This window comes from Polaribacter sp. OB-PA-B3 (assembly GCF_054589375.1).
Window position 1 is genome coordinate 145,649 of sequence record NZ_BAAIIX010000002.1, and the last position, 19,732, is coordinate 165,380.

The following is a 19,732-nucleotide window of genomic DNA, read 5'->3' on the forward strand; positions in this document are numbered from 1 at the left end:
TAATATTTAAATGTACATATTTTTCACGAACTCTTTAGAGTTTTTCTTCTCTTCTATAACGTTAAAGCTTACCATTTTATTTTGAATTCTTGTAATTAAATTTTTGGTAATTGGTTTTCCGTCATTCCACTCAGTTATTTTTAACCATTTCTGGATGTCTTCTAGCTTTTGCTCGTATCTTTTTGCTAAAATCTTATCGATATCTTCAATTTCTTTGAAATTAGTAGTTTGAGCATTTATAATATCTAAAACCTTTTTTACTTCGCTAGCATTGTTTTCTAAAACTTCGTTTCTTACAGCCACAACAAAACATGGCCAAGGTGTTGGGCAATTATCTACTCTTCTAAAAGTACCATTGTCTACCAAAGGTTTTGTAGTAAAGTGTTCCCACATAAAATAATCTGCGTCACCATTTGTTAGTGCATCAATACCTCCTTGTAAATTTCCAATCACTTTAAATTTAAGATTTTCAACATTCCAACCTTGATTAAAAGCATTTACAATTGCCATTAAATGAGAACCAGAACCGTATCTACTAATTGCAATAGTTGCGTGTTCTAAATCTTCAATTTTTTTAAATTTAGAATCTTTTGCAACATGAATTCCCCAAATTAACGGAGTTTCTACAAATGTTTGAACTATTTTAGAAGGATTACCGGCTGCAATATCCTTAATAATCCCTTCTGTTAAAACAATTGCAATGTCAACTTCTCCTGCACGTAACGCTTTGCACATGGCTCCAGTTCCTCCTGGAAAATCTTGCCATCTAAGATTGATGTTCTCTTTTGTGTATTCTTTATTTTTAAGTGTTAAATACCAAGGATAATTAAAGTGCTCTGGTACACCACCAACTTTTAAATTTGTCATTATTCAGCTAATTTGTTAAGCGAATATTCTATTAAATCTTCTACAACTTTTTTGTAATCTTCACTAAATGTTCCGTTTGCTCTATTTGCAATAATCGCATTCATAGAAATGGCATTATGACCTAACAATTTTGATAAGCCGTAAATTGCCGAAGTTTCCATTTCTAAATTTGTAATTCTATTACCATTAAAATTAAAAGAATCTATTTTACTGTTAATTTTCTCATCTTGCAAAGGTAAACGTAAAACTCTACCTTGTGGTCCGTAAAAACCACCTGCGGTAGCGGTAATTCCTTTAAAAATTTTATCCGAAGATAATTTTTCTTCTAGAGAACTGCTGTTTTTTACTAATAACGGATTTGATTTTTTTGTGCTCCAATTTGTATGTTTTACAAACGCATTTTCAATATCGGCATTAGAAATTTTATCAATTTGATAGGAGTGAAGCATTCCGTTTAAATCTAAACCGAAAGAACTCATTAAAAATGAATCTACAGGAATATCTTTTTGCAAAGAACCAGAAGTACCAATTCTAACAATATTTAAAGCTGTTAAATTGTCTTTAGGTTTTCTTGTATTTAAATCGATGTTTACCAACGCATCTAGTTCATTTAATACAATATCAATGTTATCTGGTCCAATACCTGTAGAAATTACAGACAATCTTTTGCCTTTATAAACACCTGTAGTTGTTTTAAATTCTCTTTTTTGTGTTGTAAATTCTATTGAATCGAATCTATCTGTAATTTTATCTACTCTATCTTGATCGCCAACAAAAATAATATCGTTCGCTATATTTTCTGGTTTTAAATTCAGATGATATATGCTTCCATCTGCATTTAAAATTAATTCCGATTGCTGTATACTCATTCTAAGTTGTTATTTGTAGTAGTTTTTTTGAAGCATTGCTGTACAAAAAACTATATTTTTTAGAACCGCCAAGATACGAATTATCAGAACGTAATACGCTGTAAAAATTCGTTTCATTAACTAGTAGTTCTTTTCCTTTTTTAGAGAGTTTGGTAGGATTAAAAGAATAAAATGCATTGTTAAGTTTTTCGATTGCTGTTTTATATTGATTGTCGCCAAACCCAAAAAATTCTTGCAATTCTAATAATTTATTAATCAACTGTTTTTTAGATGATAATGTTTGGTTTTTTACAGTTTCTAAAATAAAATTTTCAGTAATATTTAAACCATTTTCTACAGACGGAAATCTTTTTAAATGAATCTCTAAAGCAGATACCAAATATTTAAAGGCTACATTTTGTTTAAATTTAAGAACTGTTTCTAAGCGTAGCGGGCTAACAGAACAATACAATTGCCAAATATAATCTGCATATTCAATATCATCTTCTGTTAATTCAATTTTATTTTTGTAGTGTTCTAAAATTTGATTTTCAGATAAATCTGTAAGCGAAAACATTTTATCAGAACCTTTAATTTTACTGCTACAAACTAAAAAAATAGCATAACCTTTTCTATGTTTTTTTAACCAAGAAATAACAGCCAACATATTAACTTGACAAAATAAATCATGTTCAAACCATAAAACAATTTCCTTTGTGTTTTTTGTGTTGCAAAGGCTTCTGTATTCTTTTAAAGTTAAATTGATAAACATTTCTTTAGAAACATTGTAGCTATTATTAAGAAAGTTAAATCTTGTATTCCAAAATTTTTCGCTACCAACATCTGTTAACGTTTTACCTTCACATAACATTTCTCTCCAAGTTATAATTTTACCTTTTACTTGAAGTTTTTTTAGGTAGTTTGTAGTACAATCTCCGTTAGTTATATGTAAAGTTGTGTTTAACATTTATTATTTAATTAACCGCCAACTCTTTTTACTTTAAAACCTTTGTCTTTAAGCATGGTCATAATTCTATCTCTATAATCTCCTTGAATTATAATTTTGTCATCTTTAAAGCTTCCGCCAACAGATAATTTTGTTTTTATCTCTTTTGCTAAAATTTTAAAATCTGAAGTAGCCCCATTATAACCTTCTAAAATTGTAATTGGCTTGCCTTTTCTTTTCTCGTATTTACAAATTATAGGGTCATCTTGTAACCAAATATTAGATTTCTCCTTTTTTGGTTCTTCGGTTTCTTTATGCTCTGGAAAAAGGTTTTTTAATTGATCTTTTAAATCCATTTTAATAATTTGATATGTATATTTTAAAACACAAAAGCGTAATTTAATTTTAAATTACGCTTTTGATTTAAAGATTATTTTTTTAAACCTAATTCTCTTAAACGTTGATCTAAAAACTCTCCTGCAGTTATATCTTCGAATTGTTTTGGGTTGTTTTCATCAACACAATTTTCTAAAACATCTAGTTTCATTTCTGATATTGGATGCATAAAAAACGGAATGGAATATCTAGAAGTTCCCCACATTTCTTTTGGTGGATTTGTAACTCTATGAATTGTAGATTTAAGTTTGTTGTTACTGTGTCTAGACAACATATCACCAACATTAATCATTAATTCATCTGGTTCTGCCATAGCATCAATCCATTCGCCTTTATGATTTTGCACTTGTAAACCTTTACCTTGTGCACCCATTAATAGCGTAATTAAATTAATGTCTCCGTGTGCTGCAGCTCTTTCTGCACCTTTAGGTTCTGTTTCGATTGGTGGGTAATGAATTGGTCTTAGAATACTGTTTCCGTTTTTGATAAAATTATCAAAATATGTTTCCTCTAAACCTAAATGCAATGCTAAAGAACGCAAAACGTATTTTGCCGTTTTTTCTAACATTTTATAGGTTTCTTTACCAACTTCATTAAACTTTGGCAACTCTTCTACAACAACATTTTCTGGATATTCTTTTGCTCTTTCTGGATCATCTTCTACATATTGACCAAAATGCCAAAATTCTTTTAAATCTCCTTCTTTTTTTCCTTTAGCAGATTCTTTTCCAAAAGAGACATATCCTCTTTGTCCTCCAATTCCAGGAATTTCATATTTCTCTTTAGTAGCAACAGGTAATTCGAAAAAATTTTTAATTTCTTCATATAAATCACTCACTAATTTATCATCTAAAAAATGACCTTTTAAAGCCACAAAACCTATGTTTTCATAAGCGTGACCAATTTCGTCTATAAATTTTTGCTTTCTACTTTTATCATCAGATAAAAAATCAGCTAAGTTTACACTTGGTATTTTGTTCATCTTTGTAGTTTTTTTTAAAAACAGCCTATAAAGTTACTAAAAATTCAGTAATTGATAAAGTGTTCTTATTTTTTTGAAAAAGGGATTAAGTAACTTAAGGTATAGTTAAAACCAAAACCTGTATTACTTTCGAAAATTCTGTTAAAACCAGGAGAAAATAATGCTTTTACTCCGTCTGGATCTTTAACACTCATCATTATTTTGTAAGAAACACTAAAGCCGATGTAAAAATTATTAAAAGTTTCTGCTTTTATACCCAACATAAGTTCAGACCAATGTGCGTTTAAACCTGAACTTGTTAAAGCATTCGTATTTAATTCAGCCGGAAAATAATTCCCATTTTCTGCATCAGAAACATTGGGTGTATAATTGTTAAGTGTTTGCTCAAATAAGCTAAAACCGTATCTGTAACCTACAAAAATTTCGTTATTCATATCTAACCAATTTTTATAAGCATTGTAATTAAATCCTAAACGTACATAACTTCCTTTAGAAGTTGTATTTAAATAATCTTCGTTTGAAGTTTCCTCTTCGAAACCAGCTTCTGCGGCTAAATAAAAATTCTTTTTAAGTCGATAATCTCCAACTATTTCAAAGCCACTATAAGCGCCATCAATAGTACCTTTTATAGGTTTGCTAATATCAACACCTAAACGCAGTCCGTAATTTGTTTTATAAACAATAGAATCTGTAACTATATCTATATTCTGATTCTCTTTTTGCTCTTGAGAATATCCCGTTATAAAATTAAATACAAAACAAAAACTAATGAAATATCTGAACATGTGCTGTAGTTTGGTCATTTAAATTCGTAATTGTTGCTGGTGTAAAATCAGTTATCCATGTATTATTTTCTGATGAAAAAGATACGTTGTTAAAGATAACTTTAAAACCACAAGATCTAGAAACGAATTCTTGTTCTGTGTTATATTTAATAGTAAAAGTTGCAATTTCATTAGTCGCAGTAGAACCGTCTGTTGCATTTTTTTTAAATGAATAAACTGTTTCTTCTGTTAAAGAATTTAAAGGTATTGCAATGCTATCTTGTGTTACACTTGTATATTGTGCAATGGTATCCTTTGTGCCAGACCAAACAGATAATCTCTGTACATTTTTAGAGGTTTCTCTGTTTGTTTCGTCATAAAAAGTTATGATTAACTTAGGTGTTACCGGGTTTTGTAAACAAAAATCGTCTTTTTCACAAGCAGAAAAAATAGCGATTGTAATCAATAAAAAAGGAATCAGTTTTTTTATCATCTAGATAAATGTTTTAATTTAATTTTACAGATTAGTCTTCTTCTTCAACTTCTACAATTTTATTAATTGCTGTAGCTAATTTAAAATCTAATTCTGTTACCCCATCTTCATCGTGTGTTGTTAACTTTATGTCTAGAGTATTATAAATGTTTGTCCATTCTGGGTGATGATTAAGGGCTTCACATTCAAAAGCAATTCTATTCATTGCAGACATACAATCTTTAAAATTATCAAATTCAAAGTCTGTATGTAAAGCATTATCATAATACTCCCAATCGACTAATTTTTCTAGTTTTTTAGAAATTTCGAATTCTGTTAATTTTTTCATTTTTGTATAATTTAAATTAATTCGTTTAAATATAAACTTTATGTATTTAAAGTGAATTAAAAAGATGTTAAAACAAGTTTATTATTTTTCGAATAAAACTACTGTCTCTATATGACTTGTATGCGGAAATTGATCTACCAAACTAATTTTTTTAATAACATAACCCGCTTCTCTTAATAACTCTGTGTCTCTTGCTTGTGTTGCCGGATTACAAGAAACATACACCATTCTGTCTGCATTTAGATTGATAATTTTTTTAAGCGTTTTTGGTGCAATACCAGCTCTTGCAGGATCTAAAATAATAGTTTTAATTTTATTTTGATATTCTGGATGTGCAATTAAAAACTTTCCAACATCTGCGGCATAAAATTGTAAACCTTCGATATTGTTTCTTTTGGCGTTTTTCTTTGCATCTTCTATGGCAGAAGCAACAATATCTACACCAACAATTTTAGCGTTTTCGCTTTTAGAAGCTACAATTTGTCCAATGGTTCCTGTACCACAAAATAAATCCATTACAACAGTGTTGTCTACTTTGTCTTTATCTTCTAAAACGTACTCTACAACTTTAGAATATAATTTTTCTGCACATTTTGGGTTTGTTTGAAAAAAGCTTTTCATGCTAATCTCGAAATTTAACCCTAATAATTCTTCTACAATTTTATCTTTACCATACACAAGATCTAATTTGCCTGCAGTTGCAATTGTTCTATCACCAGTTTCATCGTTAATTGTATGCAATAAACCAGCTAAACGATCTCCGAAAATATCTTTTAAAAAGTTTGCAAATTTATCTAAATCAAAATTTTCTAATTCTGGTGATGTAGTTACTAAATTACATAATAACTCGTCTGTTTTAAAAGACTTTCTTACTACAAAATATCTAAAAAAACCAGTTTTTCTAGGACCATGCCAAGGTTCTAAACCTGTTGCTTTACAATATTCTCTAATGTTTTTTAGATTGTCTTCTAATTGCTTGTCAAATAAACCAGAGTCTTTCTCTAAATTGTCTCCCATCCACCAAACACCGCGTCTTTTAAAACCAAGTGTAAATTCGTCTTTGTCTGTTTTATGAACTCTATCGTAACCAATTGCAGAAAAACCATATTCCATTTTATTTCTATAATGAAACACGTTTGGCGATTTTACAAATTCGTCGAATAAATCTTCTATATTTTCTACTTTACCAATTCTTTTAAATAGAGAAAGTGTACTTTCTTGTTTGTATTTATGCTGTAAATCTATAGGTAATTGAATGTAAGGTGCACCAGGAATATCTTGGTACGGAACAGCAACTTCATCTTCCGATGGTTCTAAAACGTCTATTAATTTTGCTTCTGCATATTTTTTACTAGACTTACTTATCTGTGCTTTTACCAACTGACCAGGTAAAGTATTAGGAACAAAAATCACGAAACTACCTTCTTCGGAATGGATTCTTGCAATTCCTTTTCCGCCAAAAGCATAATCTTCAATTTTTAATTCTAAAACCTGATTTTTCTTTACAAACTTGTTTCGTTCTCTACGTGGCATTTTAAAATATTTTGGTCTGCAAAATTAGTAAAAGATATTGATTAGTGTACTTGTTATTGCTACGAATTCTTTTAATTAATTATAAATTACAAAACTTTATAGGTTTGCAATACGCGTTAGCGATTGAAACGGTATCCTTTTTGTTTTTCACAAAAAGATTTAGTGGAAAGCGCGACCTTTAGGTAACGCCCAAAAATTTTGTATTTAAAAGGTTTATTTTACTACTTTTGTGAAACTTCGGGGATGATTTCTTTCCCACGCTGAATTTCTGATAATTTTTCAGAAGGATAAAGGTAGAATAGGAATGGTTATTTTATAAACTTAAAACAATAAAAATGGCTGTTTTAGACAAACTTACGTCGCAAGAAGCGATAGAATTAGAGAACAAACATGGTGCACACAATTATCATCCACTTCCGGTAGTATTAAGTAGAGGAGAAGGTGTTTATGTTTGGGATGTTGAAGGTAAAAAATATTACGATTTCTTGTCTGCATATTCTGCAGTTAACCAAGGGCATTGTCATCCAAAAATTGTAGATGCAATGACAAATCAAGCAAAAACATTAAGCTTAACTTCTAGAGCTTTTTATAATGACATGCTTGGTAGATACGAGAAATTTGCAACAGAATATTTTGGTTTTGATAAACTTTTACCAATGAATACTGGTGCAGAGGCTGTAGAAACTGCTTTAAAAATTGCCAGGAAATGGGCGTATGAAGTTAAAGGAATTGATGAAAATAAAGCAGAAATAATAGTTTGCGAGAACAATTTTCATGGTAGAACTACTACAATTATTTCTTTTTCTAACGATCCGGTTGCCAGAAAAAACTTTGGTCCTTATACAAAAGGTTTTCATAAAATAGAATATGATAATTTACAACAATTGCAAGAAACCTTAGAAAGTAGTAATAATATTGCCGCTTTTTTAGTTGAACCTATTCAAGGTGAAGCAGGTGTTTATGTGCCTTCTGATGGTTATTTAGCCGCAGCAAAAAAAATGTGTGCAGATCATAATGTATTATTTATTGCTGATGAAGTACAAACTGGTATTGCAAGAACAGGTAGATTATTAGCTACTTGTGGTAACTGTTCTTGTCCAGAGAAGAATTGTTCTGGCACACCAGAGGTGAAACCAGATGTTTTAATTTTAGGTAAAGCTTTAAGTGGTGGGGCTTATCCTGTTTCTGCTGTTTTAGCAAATGACAGCGTAATGAGTGTAATTAGACCAGGAAACCATGGATCTACTTTTGGTGGAAACCCTATTGCAGCAGCAGTTGCAATGGCAGCATTAGAGGTTGTTACTGATGAAAAATTAGCAATTAATGCTGATAAATTAGGAAAGATATTTAGAGCAGAGTTAACAGAGTTTTGTAAAAATAATCACTTAGTAGAATCTGTTAGAGGAAAAGGATTGTTAAATGCAATTTTAATTAACGATTCTGAAGATAGCTCTACTGCTTGGGATATTTGTATTAAATTAAGAGACAATGGTTTGTTGGCAAAACCAACACATGGTAATATTATTCGTTTTGCACCACCTTTAGTAATGACAGAAGAAGAATTAATGGATTGTATTTCGATTATTAAGAAAACAATTTCTGAGTTTTAAAACTTAGTTTACCAATACTATAAAAAGCCACAAATTTATTTTTGTGGCTTTCTTTTTTTATCAAATTATAATTTCATTATTTTTGATTCTTTCTAACTTAACACATACTTTAATATGCAAAATGCAATTACAGAATTAGAACAATTAACTTTAACAAATTCCGCTAGAAAGTTTCTAAAAGAAACAGCAAGTTGGTGTAAATTTTTATCTATTCTAGGTTTTATTTTAATTGGTTTAATGATTTTTGGAAGCTTTTTTATAGGCTCTATGTACAATAATTTTCCTGCTGCGCAACCTGCACCTGTAGACATGGGCTTAATTATAACAATAACTTATATTGTTTTTGCATTAATTTACATTATACCAGTTTATTATTTATATAACTTTTCTGTAAAAATGAAAAAAGCTTTAATTTCTAAAGATGATGAAGTTTTGGCAAAAGCCTTCGAAATGCTAAAGTCGCATTATAAATTTATTGGTGTTTTAACAATTATCTTGATATCTATATATTTCTTAGGAATTATAGTAGGTGTTCTAGGGATGACAAGTGCTTTATAATAATAAAAAAAACGGAAGTTATTAACTTCCGTTTTTTTTATTAATTATTTTTGGTAGTATCTTTTTTCTTATTAAAAAGTCCGCCTAAAACATTTTTAATTTTATCTTTTGTTTTATCTGTGGTTGCTGTTGAATCTTTTTTATCAGAACCAGATAATAAATCTTTTAATTTGTCTTTACCTTGATTAATTAAACTCTGCTTTTGTTTTTCTACCAAACTCTTCACTAAATTTTCTGTTGCACTTTTAATGTTTGATGAAAAATTAGGGCTAGAAAAACTACCCGTTAAAGTTGCGTTTACCGGAATGCTTTTAACTTCTGCTGCGTCTTTAGGTGTAAGCTTTGCAATAGCATTTGTTACCGAAGTTCCTAAATATTTTACAGGTACATCAAAAGTAATATTATAATTCATAGAATTGTCAAAACCATGAGAACCACCAACATTTATTGTAACATCTTTGTATTTAAGATTGAATGGTTTTACGCTAACTTCACCATTATTAAATGTAAATAAAGCGCTTACATCGTTTAAGTTTAATTTATTTACATCTAAAAAATCTACTTTAGAACCTAATAAACTTAATACTTTAGAGTTGCTAGCTTTTAGTTTTGTATTTAATAATTGTCCTAATAAATCACCAGAAATAGATTTTAATTGAGGCGTCATATCTTCACCTAAATTACCAGAAACTTTTATTTTAGAATTAATTTTACCTTCTACAGATTTTGCAATAGGTGCAATAGCTTTTAGCATTTCCAATTTGCTAAAAGAATCGGCAATATTTAATTCGTTTAAGTTTAAATCCATATTAAATTTAGAAGTTGTTCCTTTTGTAGAAACTTCTCCATCAAAACCAATATTTCCTCCAAAAACACTAGTTTTTAAGTTTTTTAAACTAACGGTTTCATCTTTAATTAAAATTTTACCAGAAACTTTTTCTAAATTAATATCATCGTAAATAACTGTATTTGCGTTTGCATTTAAAGTAATGTCTAAAAAAGCAGGTATTTTTAACTTATTACTAGTGCTGGTAGTTGTAGTTTCATCAGATTTTGTAAGAAAATCATCAACTTTAAACTTAGTTGAGTTTAGATTAAAACTTCCTTTTAGCTTTTGATCTTTAAACAAAAATCCGTAGAAATTCTCTAGATTTCCTTTTACCGCTAAATCAGAACTTCCAGTTTTTGCATTAAATTCTTCTAGTGTAATTGTATTAGTATTAAACTTAACAGAAGTTTTATTAATAATAAAAGGATTTGCAACATCTTCACCAGAATATTTAAAATTAGAAACAGAAACGTTTCCATTATTTCTTATGTTTTGGTAATTACCTTTTTCTATAGAATTCATATCAAAATTAGTAGTAACATCCGCAGTTAAAATACCTTCTAATTCATTTTCTAAAGCTACCGGATACACTTTACTAATATTATCTAAATTAATTGTTCCTTTCGCTTTTAGATTTACCGTTGGATTGTCTGTAATATTTGCAATTTTACCAGTTGCATTAAATACATCTTTATCTATTTTAAAAGAAGTGTTATTAATTGCAATGTAAGTGTCTTTTGTTAGACCTGTTTTATTAATAATATTGGCATCTAAATAAATATTGTCTACAGATTTAGGTAAATCTGCGTATTTAAACATTGCATTTTTAGATACAAATGATATGTCTAAAGTAGGAATTGTAGTGTCTGATAAGTTACCTTTAACAATACCTTTTAAATCAAAATTACCTTCAGTTTTAATGGTATTTAAATTGCCTGCATATTGTTTAGGCATTAATGCTAAAAGGTTTTTAAAAGAAGATGTAGGTGTTTTAAAAGTGATATCATATAATTGATTTTCTTCTACAAGTTGTATAAAACCATCGAACTCTAATGGTAATTGATTAATGTAACCTGTGTTTTCTTTAAAAGAATATTTTAAGTTTTTTAAATCGATGCCTAAAATAGCGTTTAGCTTTACATTTACTTTATTTAAATAATTTACATTATCCATTTCTAAAGAAACTTTAGCTGTAGTTTCTGTATCCAAATCTAAAATATCTTGGGCAAAATTACCTTTACCAGTATGATAAATACTGTCTACTGCCAATTTAATTTTAGTATTTTCATCAAAATAACTAAAATCTACATCTTGTAATTCATATTCTTTTATAGCTAAAGAAAGAGAGCTGCTATTGTTGTTTGCATTGTTTTCTGATTTTTTAGCGATGTCGTAATTACCAACGTTATCTTTGTTAAGTATAATATTTATTGCAGCGTTATTTGCAGAAATACTATTAATTTCTAATGTTTCTGATGCGCTTTTAAAAAGCTCTGTAATTTTTAAATTTAAGTTAAGCTCTTTGGCATTAAATAGAGTATCACCTAAAAATGGTGCTTTATTAGTAATATTGATATCGTTTACTTTTAAACTGGCTAAAGGAAAATTTCTTAAAAGACTTAAATTTGTATCTTGAAAACTTACAGTTGCATTTACGTTATTGTTAATGGTGTTAGAAACCATTTGTACAATTTTATCTTTAAATAAAAACGGAACAGATATTAAAGCAATTAATACAACTAGCATTGTAACTGCAACCCATTTTAATATTTTTTTACCAAGAGAAGTTTGGTTTTTATTTTTCATCATAATAAGTATTATTATAAATTAATACATACAAAAATACCTCTTTTAAAAGAGGTATTTTACTTTATATACTGTTAAAAGTAACTCAATTGAGTTAATTTTTTATTAATGAACGTATGTTGTTATTTAAACATATCCATACCTGGTATATTTGGCATATTAGTTTTTGCTGCAGCAGCCATTTCGTCTTCGTTAATTTTAGAAGCCTTTGCAATCGCTTTATTTAAAGTTAAGATTAAATAATCTTCTAATTCTTCGGCATCAGAGAGTAAAGAAGGATCTATTGTAATTGCTTTAATTTCTCTATTAGCTGTAAGTGTTACTTGAATTTTTTTGTCTGCCGTTACTTCATCAATTAAAACAGAATTTAATCTTGTTTTTGTTTTTTCTACTTCTTGTTGCGCTTCTTTTAGCTTATTCATCATTCCAGAAATATCTCCAAACATCTTTTTTTAATTTAAAATTAGGTTACAAATTTACGAATTCATAATAGAAAAATAGAGTCTAAAATTGAGAAAATATTTACGGTAAACTCGCTTTAATAATCTTATTTTTGCAACTGCTTTAAAAAAATGAAGTAATGAAAAATATAGATATAAAAGCACCCGTTGCAGATAAAGAAATAACAACCTTAGAAAAGCATGGCGATGTTAGAATAGATAATTATTTTTGGATGCGTTTGTCTGATGCTCAAAAACTATCTGAAGTTAGAGATAAGCATACTACCAAAGTTATAAATTACCTAGAGGAAGAAAATATTTATCACGATAAAGTTACAGCTTCTTCAAGAAATTTCGAAGAGAACTTGTTTGAAGAAATGAAAGGCAGAATTAAAGAAGATGATTCTTCTGTGCCTTATAAAAGTAATGGTTATTTTTATATAACCCGTTTTGAAAAAGGAATGCAATATCCTATTTTTAGTAGAAAAAAAGGTAATTTAGACGCAGAAGAGCAAATATTATTTAATGTAAATGAATTAGCTAAAGATTTTGACTATTTTCAATTAGGTGGTTTAAATGTTTCTTTGGATAATAAATTGGTAATTTTTGCTACAGATACCGTTAGTAGAAGACAGTATTTTTTGAGGATAAAAAACTTAGAAACGGGTGAAATTTATAAAGATATTATAGAAAACACCACAGGAGCTTCTGTTTGGGCAAATGATAATAAGACAATTTTTTATACCAAAAAGAATCCGCATACATTAAGAAGTGAAAAAATTTACAGACACGTATTAGGTACACCAACTTCTGAAGATGTAGAAGTTTACCATGAAAAAGACGAAACTTTTAATGCGTACGTTACAAAATCTAAATCAGACAAATATATTATAATTGGTTCTAGCAGCACAGTTTCTACAGAAGCACAATTTTTAGACGCAGATAATCCTACAGGTAAATTTACAATGCTACAGGCTAGAGAACGAGATTTAGAATACAGCGTTTCTCATTTTGAAGATCATTTTTATTTATTAACAAATAAGGATGATGCAACTAATTTTAAGTTGATGAAAACGCCTGTAACTAAAACAGAAAAAAAAAATTGGGTAGATGTAATTCCGCATAGAGAAGATACCCTGTTAGAAGATTTCTCTATTTTTAAAGAGTATTTAGTTTTAGAAGAACGCACAAATGGTTTAAATAGAATCAGAATTAAGCGTTGGGATAATGTAGAAGATTACTTTTTACCATTTACAGAAGAAACTTATTCGGTAGGTGTTTATGCAAATCCAGATTTTGATACAGATGTGATACGATATTCTTATACTTCGATGACAACACCTGCATCTATTATCGATTTTAACATGAAAAATAAATCGAAAGAAATAAAAAAGGAACAAGAAATATTAGGAGGGAAATTCAAAAAAGAAAATTATAAAAGTGAACGTGTTTGGGTTACTGCTAGAGATGGTAAAAAAGTAGCAGTTTCCTTAGTATATCATAAAGACACTGTTTTAAATAAAAACACACCATTGTTACAATATGCTTACGGGTCTTATGGTTATACAGTTTCAGACGGATTTTCTTCGACTAGATTAAGCCTGTTAGATAGAGGTTTTGTGTATGCATTGGCACATATTCGTGGTAGTGAATATTTGGGTAGAAACTGGTATGAAGATGGTAAAATGTTAAATAAAAAAAATACGTTTACAGATTTTATAGATTGTTCTAAATTTTTAATAGAAAATAATTACACTTCTGCAGCACATTTATATGCAATGGGTGGTTCTGCTGGCGGATTATTAATGGGTGCAATTGTAAATATGAATCCAGAATTATACAACGGAATCATAGCAGCAGTTCCTTTTGTAGATGTTATTTCTACAATGATGGATGAATCTATACCTTTAACAACAGGTGAATATGACGAGTGGGGAAATCCTAACGACAAAAAATATTACGATTATATAAAATCGTATTCACCATACGATCAAGTCAAAGCACAAGATTATCCAAATATTTTAGTAACTACTGGTTTTCATGATTCTCAAGTTCAATACTGGGAACCTGCAAAATGGGTTGCAAAATTAAGAGAATTAAAAACTGATAATAATATATTGTTGCTAAGAACAAATATGGAAGCAGGCCATGGAGGTGCATCTGGTCGTTTTGATTCTTTAAAGGAAACAGCAAAAGATTACTCGTTTTTGTTGGCGTTAGAAGATAAAATTAACATCGAATAATTTAATTTTAATTCAATTTTATATTTCAAATCGAAAATGTACTTTTGCAAACGGTAAAAGGACTATCAAACATCATTATTAAAATAATAATGATGTTTTATTTATGTATGTAGAATGGCAAAGAACAGCGCAATTAATAATAGTATTTTAGAATTAGTAGGAGAAACACCATTAATTAAACTTCGTAACATCACAAAGAATTTTAAAGGTAATTTTTTTGCTAAGGTAGAAGCTTTTAATCCTGGTCATTCTTCAAAAGACAGAATTGCATTACATATTATTAATGATGCGGAAAAGAAAGGTATTCTTAAAAAAGGAGCTACAATTGTAGAAACAACTTCGGGTAATACTGGGTTTAGTTTAGCAATGATTAGTATTGTAAAAGGATACAAATGTATTTTGGCAGTTAGTGATAAGTCTTCACAAGATAAGATTGATTTGTTAAAAACAATGGGAGCAGAGGTACATGTTTGTCCGGCAAATGTTGCTGCAGATGATCCTAGATCTTATTACGAAGTAGCCAAAACAATTCATAAAAAAACTAAAAATTCTGTATACATTAATCAATATTTTAACGAGTTAAATATTGAAGCACATTATAGATCTACAGGACCAGAAATTTGGAAACAAACAGAAGGTAGAATTACGCATCTTGTAGCCGCAAGCGGAACGGGTGGAACTATTTCTGGAACAGGTAAATATTTAAAAGAACAAAATCCGAATATAAAAATTCTTGGAGTAGATGCAATAGGTTCTGTTTTAAAAAAGTTTCATGAAACAGGTGAATTTGATGCAAATGAGATCAAACCATATAAAATAGAAGGATTAGGAAAAACGTTAATTCCTACAGCTACAGATTTTGATGTTATAGATGTCTACGAAAAGGTTTCAGACAAAGAAGCTGCATTTGCAGCAAGAGATATTGTAAAACAAGAGGGTTTGTTTTGTGGTTATACAAGTGGTGCTGTAATGCAGGCTACCAAGCAATATAATGCTATGAATTTTTTTGACAAAGATAGCTTTGTTGTAGTAATTTTTCCAGATCACGGCTCTAGATATTTAAATAAAATTTATAATGATTCTTGGATGCAAAATCAAGGATTTTTAGACTAAAAACTTTCTTTTTCTTCTCTTTTTAGCTTAATTGTATAAACTGTTAAAAATTGTTAACTTTGCAAACTTCAAAAAACAGAAGACAAAATGACGACAGATTTATTTGATAGAATTGTAAAAGATAAAGGCCCGCTAGGTAAATGGGCAGATAAAGCAGAAGGATATTATGTTTTTCCAAAGCTAGAAGGACCAATTTCTAATAGAATGTCTTTCAACGGAAAAAAAGTAGTTACTTGGAGTATTAATGATTATTTAGGTTTAGCAAATCACCCAGAAATATTAAAAGTTGATGGAGAAGCTGCATTAGAACATGGTATGGCTTACCCAATGGGTGCTAGAATGATGTCTGGTCACACGCCTTTACATGAGCAATTAGAAAGAGAATGTGCAGAGTTTGTTGATAAAGAAAAAGCATATTTATTAAATTTTGGTTACCAAGGTATTATGTCTGCAATAGACGCATTGGTTACTAAAAACGATATTATTGTTTATGATATGGATACGCACGCTTGTATTATCGATGGTGTACGTTTGCATTCTGGTAAACGTTTTGTGTATCGTCATAACGATATGGTAAGTTTCGAGAAAAACATTAAACGTGCCGCTAAAATGGCAGAAAAAACCGGAGGAGGAATTCTTGTAATTTCTGAAGGTGTTTTCGGAATGAGAGGAGAGCAAGGTCGTTTAAAAGAAATAGTTGCATTTAAAAAAGAATATAACTTTAGGCTTTTAGTTGATGATGCTCATGGTTTTGGTACCTTAGGTAAAGACGGTAGAGGTACTGGTTTTGAACAAGGTGTACAAGATGATATTGATGTTTACTTTGCAACTTTTGCAAAATCTATGGCAGGTATTGGCGCATTCTTAGCTGGTGATGCAGATGTAATACAATATTTACAGTACAATTTACGATCTCAAATGTTTGCAAAATCTTTACCAATGGCTATGGTTAAAGGTGCTTTAAAACGTTTAGATATGATTAGAACAATGCCAGAATTAAAAACTAAATTGTGGGAAAACACAAATGCGTTACAATCTGGTCTAAGAAATGCTGGTTTCGATTTAGGAACAACACAAACGTGTATTACGCCTGTATTCTTAAAAGGAGATATTCCTGAGGCGATGGCAATGGTAAACGATTTAAGAGAAAATCACGGAATTTTCTGTTCTATTGTTGTATATCCTGTTATACCAAAAGGTTTAATTATTTTAAGGTTAATACCAACTGCAACTCATACACAAGAAGATATCGACGAAACAATTACTGCTTTTTCTGCAATTAGAGAAAAATTAGAAAACGGTACTTACAAAAAAATAGCAGCCCAAATGGCATAATATTTTTTAGAAATATTTTAAAAATGCAGCATATTTTAGTGTTGCATTTTTTTTTTGCTTAAAATTTCAACAAAAATCTAAATTTTGATAAATATTCAACTTTAATTAAAATTTTACAGATATAGTTTGTTTAATTAAAAATAAATTTAGAATATTTGCATATATAAAAAAAGAACATGAATTTTATTCAATCACATCATCATCATTTTTACAATTGCAATCAAGCGATCTAAAAGTGTATTGAATAAAATCAAGATATTTATAAACCCGTTTGAGCAAATCAAGCGGGTTTTTTCATTTTAAAACCGTATTTGTTCAAACATCAAATAAAACAAAATGAGTAATTTAAGAATAGCAGTACAAAAATCAGGAAGATTAAACGAAGATTCAATGAGAATCTTAAAAGACATCGGTATTTCTATCGATAATGGTAAAGATCAATTAAAAGCAGCAGCTAGAGATTTTCCAGTAGAAGTGTTTTATTTAAGAAATGGCGATATTCCTCAATACCTAAAAGATGGTGTTGTAGATGCAGCTATTATTGGCGAAAACGTATTAATAGAAAAAGGAAGTGATATAGAATTTGTAGAGCGTTTAGGTTTTTCTAAATGTAAAGTTTCTATTGCTGTACCAAAAGATTCTAATGCAAACTCTTTAAAAGATTTAGCAGGTAAAAGAATAGCAACATCATATCCAGAAACAGTAAAAAAGTTTTTAAAAGCGCAAAATATCGATGCTCAATTACACCAAATTAATGGTTCTGTAGAAATTGCACCAAACATTGGTTTAGCAGACGGAATTTGTGATATCGTATCTAGTGGAAGTACATTGTTTAAAAACGGTTTAAAAGAAATTGAAGTACTTTTAAAATCTGAAGCAGTTTTAGCAGTTTCACCAAAAATTTCAGAAGAAAGAAAGGCAATTTTAAATAAAATTCAGTTTAGAATTCAATCTGTATTAAAAGGTAGAAATTCTAAATATGTATTGTTAAACGCACCTAATGATAAATTAGAAAATATTTTAAGTTTATTACCAGGTATGAGAAGTCCTACAGTATTACCTTTAGCAGAAAAAGGTTGGAGTTCTGTACACACAGTTATCAATAAAAATGAGTTTTGGGAAATTATAGACGAACTTAAGGCCAACGGTGCAGAAGGAATTTTAGTTTGTCCGATCGAAAAAATGGTGCTTTAAACTCGTTTCAGTATTTAAAAAATAAATAAAAATGTTTTTTTGGGCGTTTTAACGGGCTTTTCGCACTCGCTTTTTTTCAGAAAAAGAAAAAAGAGCTCAAACAATTGCTGCAATCCCTAACGCGATAGCAAATTTATAAGAGACAATAAATTATGAAAATCATTAATAATCCATCAAAAAAAGATTGGAATAAAATTTTAGAAAGACCAACAAAAACCGTTGATGATATTGAAGGCATTGTAAATGAAGTTTTTTTAGATGTACAAAAAAACGGAGATACAGCTGTTAATAAATACACAACTAAGTTTGATGGTGTTTCTTTAGATAAAACATTGGTTTCTTCGAGTGAAATAGAAGAAGCAATTACATTAGTTTCTTCAGACTTAAAAGAAGCAATACAATTAGCTAAGACAAATATTACAAATTTTCATAAAGCTCAAAAAACAGATAAAGTTACAGTAGAAACAGCAAACGGAGTTTCTTGTTGGCAAGAAAAAAGAGCCATTCAAAAAGTAGGTTTATACATTCCTGGAGGCACAGCACCATTATTTTCTACAGTGTTAATGTTAGCTATTCCGGCACAAATTGCCGGTTGTAAAGAAATAGTTTTATGTTCTCCGCCAAATAAAGAAGGTAAAATAAATCCGGCAATTTTATTTGCAGCAAATTTATGTGGAGTAACTAAAATTATAAAAGTTGGCGGAATTCAAGCAATTGCGGGCTTAACTTTTGGTACAGCAACAATACCGCAAGTTTATAAAATTTTCGGACCAGGAAATCAATTTGTTACAGTTGCAAAACAACTTTCTACAAAGTTTGGTGTTGCCATAGATATGCCAGCAGGACCAAGTGAATTGTTAGTAGTAGCAGATGATACAGCTAATGCAAGTTATGTGGCTTCAGATTTATTAAGTCAGGCAGAACATGGTGTAGATAGTCAGGTTATTTTAGTTTCCACATCAGAAAAATTAATAGCAGAGGTTTCTAAAGAAGTAGCAAGTCAATTAGAGCAATTACCAAGAAAAGAAATTGCATCGAAAGCCATTGCAAATTCGAAATCAATTTATGTTGAAAACGATAAAATTGCATTAGAATTAATTAATGAATACGGACCAGAGCATTTTATTGTTTGTACTAACGATAATGACTTTTATGTTGATAACATAGAAAATGCAGGTTCTGTTTTTATAGGAAATTATACACCAGAAAGTGCTGGCGATTATGCATCAGGTACAAATCATACATTGCCAACAAATGGCTTTTCTAAATCGTATTCTGGTGTAAATTTAGATAGTTTTACAAAAAGTATTACTTTTCAGAAAATTTCTAAAGAAGGAATAAAAACTATTGGTAATGCAATAGAATTAATGGCAGAAGCAGAAGGTTTACAAGCGCATAAAAATGCAGTTTCTATTCGTTTAAAAGATTTGTAAAATAAATAATGTTG

General features: G+C 29.4%; 18 protein-coding genes. 7 read left to right on the top strand and 11 right to left on the bottom strand.

Annotated features, from left to right (window positions below; all coding sequences use genetic code 11):
- Nucleotides 1-6: 6 nt before the first annotated feature.
- From ACYPV9_RS04300 to rlmD, 9 genes are all read right to left on the bottom strand, one after another.
- The gene (locus tag ACYPV9_RS04300) at nucleotides 7-867 is read right to left on the bottom strand and encodes a substrate-binding domain-containing protein (RefSeq protein WP_459741853.1); all 861 of its coding nucleotides are present in this window, start codon (nucleotides 865-867) and stop codon (nucleotides 7-9) included.
- Nucleotides 867-1,736: a nucleoside phosphorylase gene (locus tag ACYPV9_RS04305; RefSeq protein ID WP_299060778.1), complete on the bottom strand. Its 870-nt coding sequence runs from the start codon at nucleotides 1,734-1,736 to the stop codon at nucleotides 867-869. The genes ACYPV9_RS04300 and ACYPV9_RS04305 overlap by 1 nt, the downstream gene beginning before the upstream one ends.
- Nucleotide 1,737: 1 nt before the next feature.
- Nucleotides 1,738-2,682 (bottom strand): DUF1835 domain-containing protein, encoded by a 945-nt coding sequence (locus tag ACYPV9_RS04310; protein WP_459741855.1) that lies wholly within the window; start codon nucleotides 2,680-2,682, stop codon nucleotides 1,738-1,740.
- Between the two features lie 11 nt (nucleotides 2,683-2,693).
- Nucleotides 2,694-3,017 (bottom strand): translation initiation factor, encoded by a 324-nt coding sequence (locus ACYPV9_RS04315; protein ID WP_299060772.1) that lies wholly within the window; start codon nucleotides 3,015-3,017, stop codon nucleotides 2,694-2,696.
- A gap of 74 nt (nucleotides 3,018-3,091) precedes the next feature.
- Nucleotides 3,092-4,039 (bottom strand): isopenicillin N synthase family dioxygenase, encoded by a 948-nt coding sequence (locus ACYPV9_RS04320; protein ID WP_299060770.1) that lies wholly within the window; start codon nucleotides 4,037-4,039, stop codon nucleotides 3,092-3,094.
- A 65-nt stretch (nucleotides 4,040-4,104) separates the two neighbouring features.
- Nucleotides 4,105-4,824, bottom strand: a complete 720-nt coding sequence (locus ACYPV9_RS04325; RefSeq protein ID WP_299060767.1) for a DUF6048 family protein — start codon at nucleotides 4,822-4,824, stop codon at nucleotides 4,105-4,107.
- Nucleotides 4,805-5,296 (bottom strand): DUF6452 family protein, encoded by a 492-nt coding sequence (locus ACYPV9_RS04330; protein WP_459741858.1) that lies wholly within the window; start codon nucleotides 5,294-5,296, stop codon nucleotides 4,805-4,807. The genes ACYPV9_RS04325 and ACYPV9_RS04330 overlap by 20 nt, the downstream gene beginning before the upstream one ends.
- A 31-nt stretch (nucleotides 5,297-5,327) precedes the next feature.
- Entirely contained in the window at nucleotides 5,328-5,624 is a 297-nt protein-coding gene (locus ACYPV9_RS04335) for a 4a-hydroxytetrahydrobiopterin dehydratase (protein WP_299060761.1), read from the bottom strand.
- An 81-nt stretch (nucleotides 5,625-5,705) separates the two neighbouring features.
- Nucleotides 5,706-7,157, bottom strand: coding sequence for a 23S rRNA (uracil(1939)-C(5))-methyltransferase RlmD (gene rlmD / locus ACYPV9_RS04340; RefSeq protein WP_459741861.1), 1,452 nt, complete (start codon nucleotides 7,155-7,157; stop codon nucleotides 5,706-5,708).
- A 335-nt stretch (nucleotides 7,158-7,492) separates the two neighbouring features.
- Between rlmD and rocD the strand changes: the two genes are divergently transcribed.
- Entirely contained in the window at nucleotides 7,493-8,767 is a 1,275-nt protein-coding gene (rocD, locus tag ACYPV9_RS04345) for an ornithine--oxo-acid transaminase (RefSeq protein ID WP_299060756.1), read from the top strand.
- A 114-nt stretch (nucleotides 8,768-8,881) separates the two neighbouring features.
- The gene (locus ACYPV9_RS04350) at nucleotides 8,882-9,325 is read left to right on the top strand and encodes a hypothetical protein (protein ID WP_299060753.1); all 444 of its coding nucleotides are present in this window, start codon (nucleotides 8,882-8,884) and stop codon (nucleotides 9,323-9,325) included.
- A 40-nt stretch (nucleotides 9,326-9,365) separates the two neighbouring features.
- Here the strand turns inward: ACYPV9_RS04350 and ACYPV9_RS04355 are convergent, their stop codons facing one another.
- The gene (locus ACYPV9_RS04355; protein ID WP_459741863.1) at nucleotides 9,366-11,963 is read right to left on the bottom strand and encodes an AsmA family protein; all 2,598 of its coding nucleotides are present in this window, start codon (nucleotides 11,961-11,963) and stop codon (nucleotides 9,366-9,368) included.
- A gap of 119 nt (nucleotides 11,964-12,082) precedes the next feature.
- Nucleotides 12,083-12,406 (bottom strand): YbaB/EbfC family nucleoid-associated protein, encoded by a 324-nt coding sequence (locus tag ACYPV9_RS04360; RefSeq protein WP_079738743.1) that lies wholly within the window; start codon nucleotides 12,404-12,406, stop codon nucleotides 12,083-12,085.
- 134 nt (nucleotides 12,407-12,540) lie between these two features.
- Here ACYPV9_RS04360 and ACYPV9_RS04365 point away from each other — a divergent pair, with 134 nt between their 5' ends.
- The 5 genes from ACYPV9_RS04365 (at nucleotide 12,541) to hisD (ending at nucleotide 19,718) form a co-directional block, all read left to right on the top strand.
- Nucleotides 12,541-14,643 (top strand): S9 family peptidase, encoded by a 2,103-nt coding sequence (locus tag ACYPV9_RS04365; protein WP_459741865.1) that lies wholly within the window; start codon nucleotides 12,541-12,543, stop codon nucleotides 14,641-14,643.
- Between the two features lie 114 nt (nucleotides 14,644-14,757).
- A complete protein-coding gene (locus ACYPV9_RS04370) occupies nucleotides 14,758-15,756 on the top strand; it encodes a PLP-dependent cysteine synthase family protein (RefSeq protein WP_299060738.1) in 999 nt (332 codons plus the stop codon).
- A gap of 87 nt (nucleotides 15,757-15,843) precedes the next feature.
- Nucleotides 15,844-17,091: an aminotransferase class I/II-fold pyridoxal phosphate-dependent enzyme gene (locus ACYPV9_RS04375; protein WP_299060735.1), complete on the top strand. Its 1,248-nt coding sequence runs from the start codon at nucleotides 15,844-15,846 to the stop codon at nucleotides 17,089-17,091.
- Nucleotides 17,092-17,427: 336 nt separating this feature from the next.
- Complete coding sequence (gene hisG / locus ACYPV9_RS04380) at nucleotides 17,428-18,285, top strand: ATP phosphoribosyltransferase (RefSeq protein WP_459741868.1); 858 nt, start codon at nucleotides 17,428-17,430, stop codon at nucleotides 18,283-18,285.
- Nucleotides 18,286-18,437: 152 nt separating this feature from the next.
- A complete protein-coding gene (hisD, locus tag ACYPV9_RS04385; protein WP_459741870.1) occupies nucleotides 18,438-19,718 on the top strand; it encodes a histidinol dehydrogenase in 1,281 nt (426 codons plus the stop codon).
- Nucleotides 19,719-19,732 lie beyond the last annotated feature (14 nt).

What these genes read in the sequence shown, in the direction of transcription:
- ACYPV9_RS04300 (WP_459741853.1), bottom strand. Translation starts at nt 867, where the DNA reads ATGACAAATTTAAAAGTTGGTGGTGTACCAGAGCACTTTAATTATCCT.
- ACYPV9_RS04305 (WP_299060778.1), bottom strand. Translation starts at nt 1,736, where the DNA reads ATGAGTATACAGCAATCGGAATTAATTTTAAATGCAGATGGAAGCATA.
- ACYPV9_RS04310 (WP_459741855.1), bottom strand. Translation starts at nt 2,682, where the DNA reads ATGTTAAACACAACTTTACATATAACTAACGGAGATTGTACTACAAAC.
- ACYPV9_RS04315 (WP_299060772.1), bottom strand. Translation starts at nt 3,017, where the DNA reads ATGGATTTAAAAGATCAATTAAAAAACCTTTTTCCAGAGCATAAAGAA.
- ACYPV9_RS04320 (WP_299060770.1), bottom strand. Translation starts at nt 4,039, where the DNA reads ATGAACAAAATACCAAGTGTAAACTTAGCTGATTTTTTATCTGATGAT.
- ACYPV9_RS04325 (WP_299060767.1), bottom strand. Translation starts at nt 4,824, where the DNA reads ATGTTCAGATATTTCATTAGTTTTTGTTTTGTATTTAATTTTATAACG.
- ACYPV9_RS04330 (WP_459741858.1), bottom strand. Translation starts at nt 5,296, where the DNA reads ATGATAAAAAAACTGATTCCTTTTTTATTGATTACAATCGCTATTTTT.
- ACYPV9_RS04335 (WP_299060761.1), bottom strand. Translation starts at nt 5,624, where the DNA reads ATGAAAAAATTAACAGAATTCGAAATTTCTAAAAAACTAGAAAAATTA.
- rlmD (WP_459741861.1), bottom strand. Translation starts at nt 7,157, where the DNA reads ATGCCACGTAGAGAACGAAACAAGTTTGTAAAGAAAAATCAGGTTTTA.
- rocD (WP_299060756.1), top strand. Translation starts at nt 7,493, where the DNA reads ATGGCTGTTTTAGACAAACTTACGTCGCAAGAAGCGATAGAATTAGAG.
- ACYPV9_RS04350 (WP_299060753.1), top strand. Translation starts at nt 8,882, where the DNA reads ATGCAAAATGCAATTACAGAATTAGAACAATTAACTTTAACAAATTCC.
- ACYPV9_RS04355 (WP_459741863.1), bottom strand. Translation starts at nt 11,963, where the DNA reads ATGATGAAAAATAAAAACCAAACTTCTCTTGGTAAAAAAATATTAAAA.
- ACYPV9_RS04360 (WP_079738743.1), bottom strand. Translation starts at nt 12,406, where the DNA reads ATGTTTGGAGATATTTCTGGAATGATGAATAAGCTAAAAGAAGCGCAA.
- ACYPV9_RS04365 (WP_459741865.1), top strand. Translation starts at nt 12,541, where the DNA reads ATGAAAAATATAGATATAAAAGCACCCGTTGCAGATAAAGAAATAACA.
- ACYPV9_RS04370 (WP_299060738.1), top strand. Translation starts at nt 14,758, where the DNA reads ATGGCAAAGAACAGCGCAATTAATAATAGTATTTTAGAATTAGTAGGA.
- ACYPV9_RS04375 (WP_299060735.1), top strand. Translation starts at nt 15,844, where the DNA reads ATGACGACAGATTTATTTGATAGAATTGTAAAAGATAAAGGCCCGCTA.
- hisG (WP_459741868.1), top strand. Translation starts at nt 17,428, where the DNA reads ATGAGTAATTTAAGAATAGCAGTACAAAAATCAGGAAGATTAAACGAA.
- hisD (WP_459741870.1), top strand. Translation starts at nt 18,438, where the DNA reads ATGAAAATCATTAATAATCCATCAAAAAAAGATTGGAATAAAATTTTA.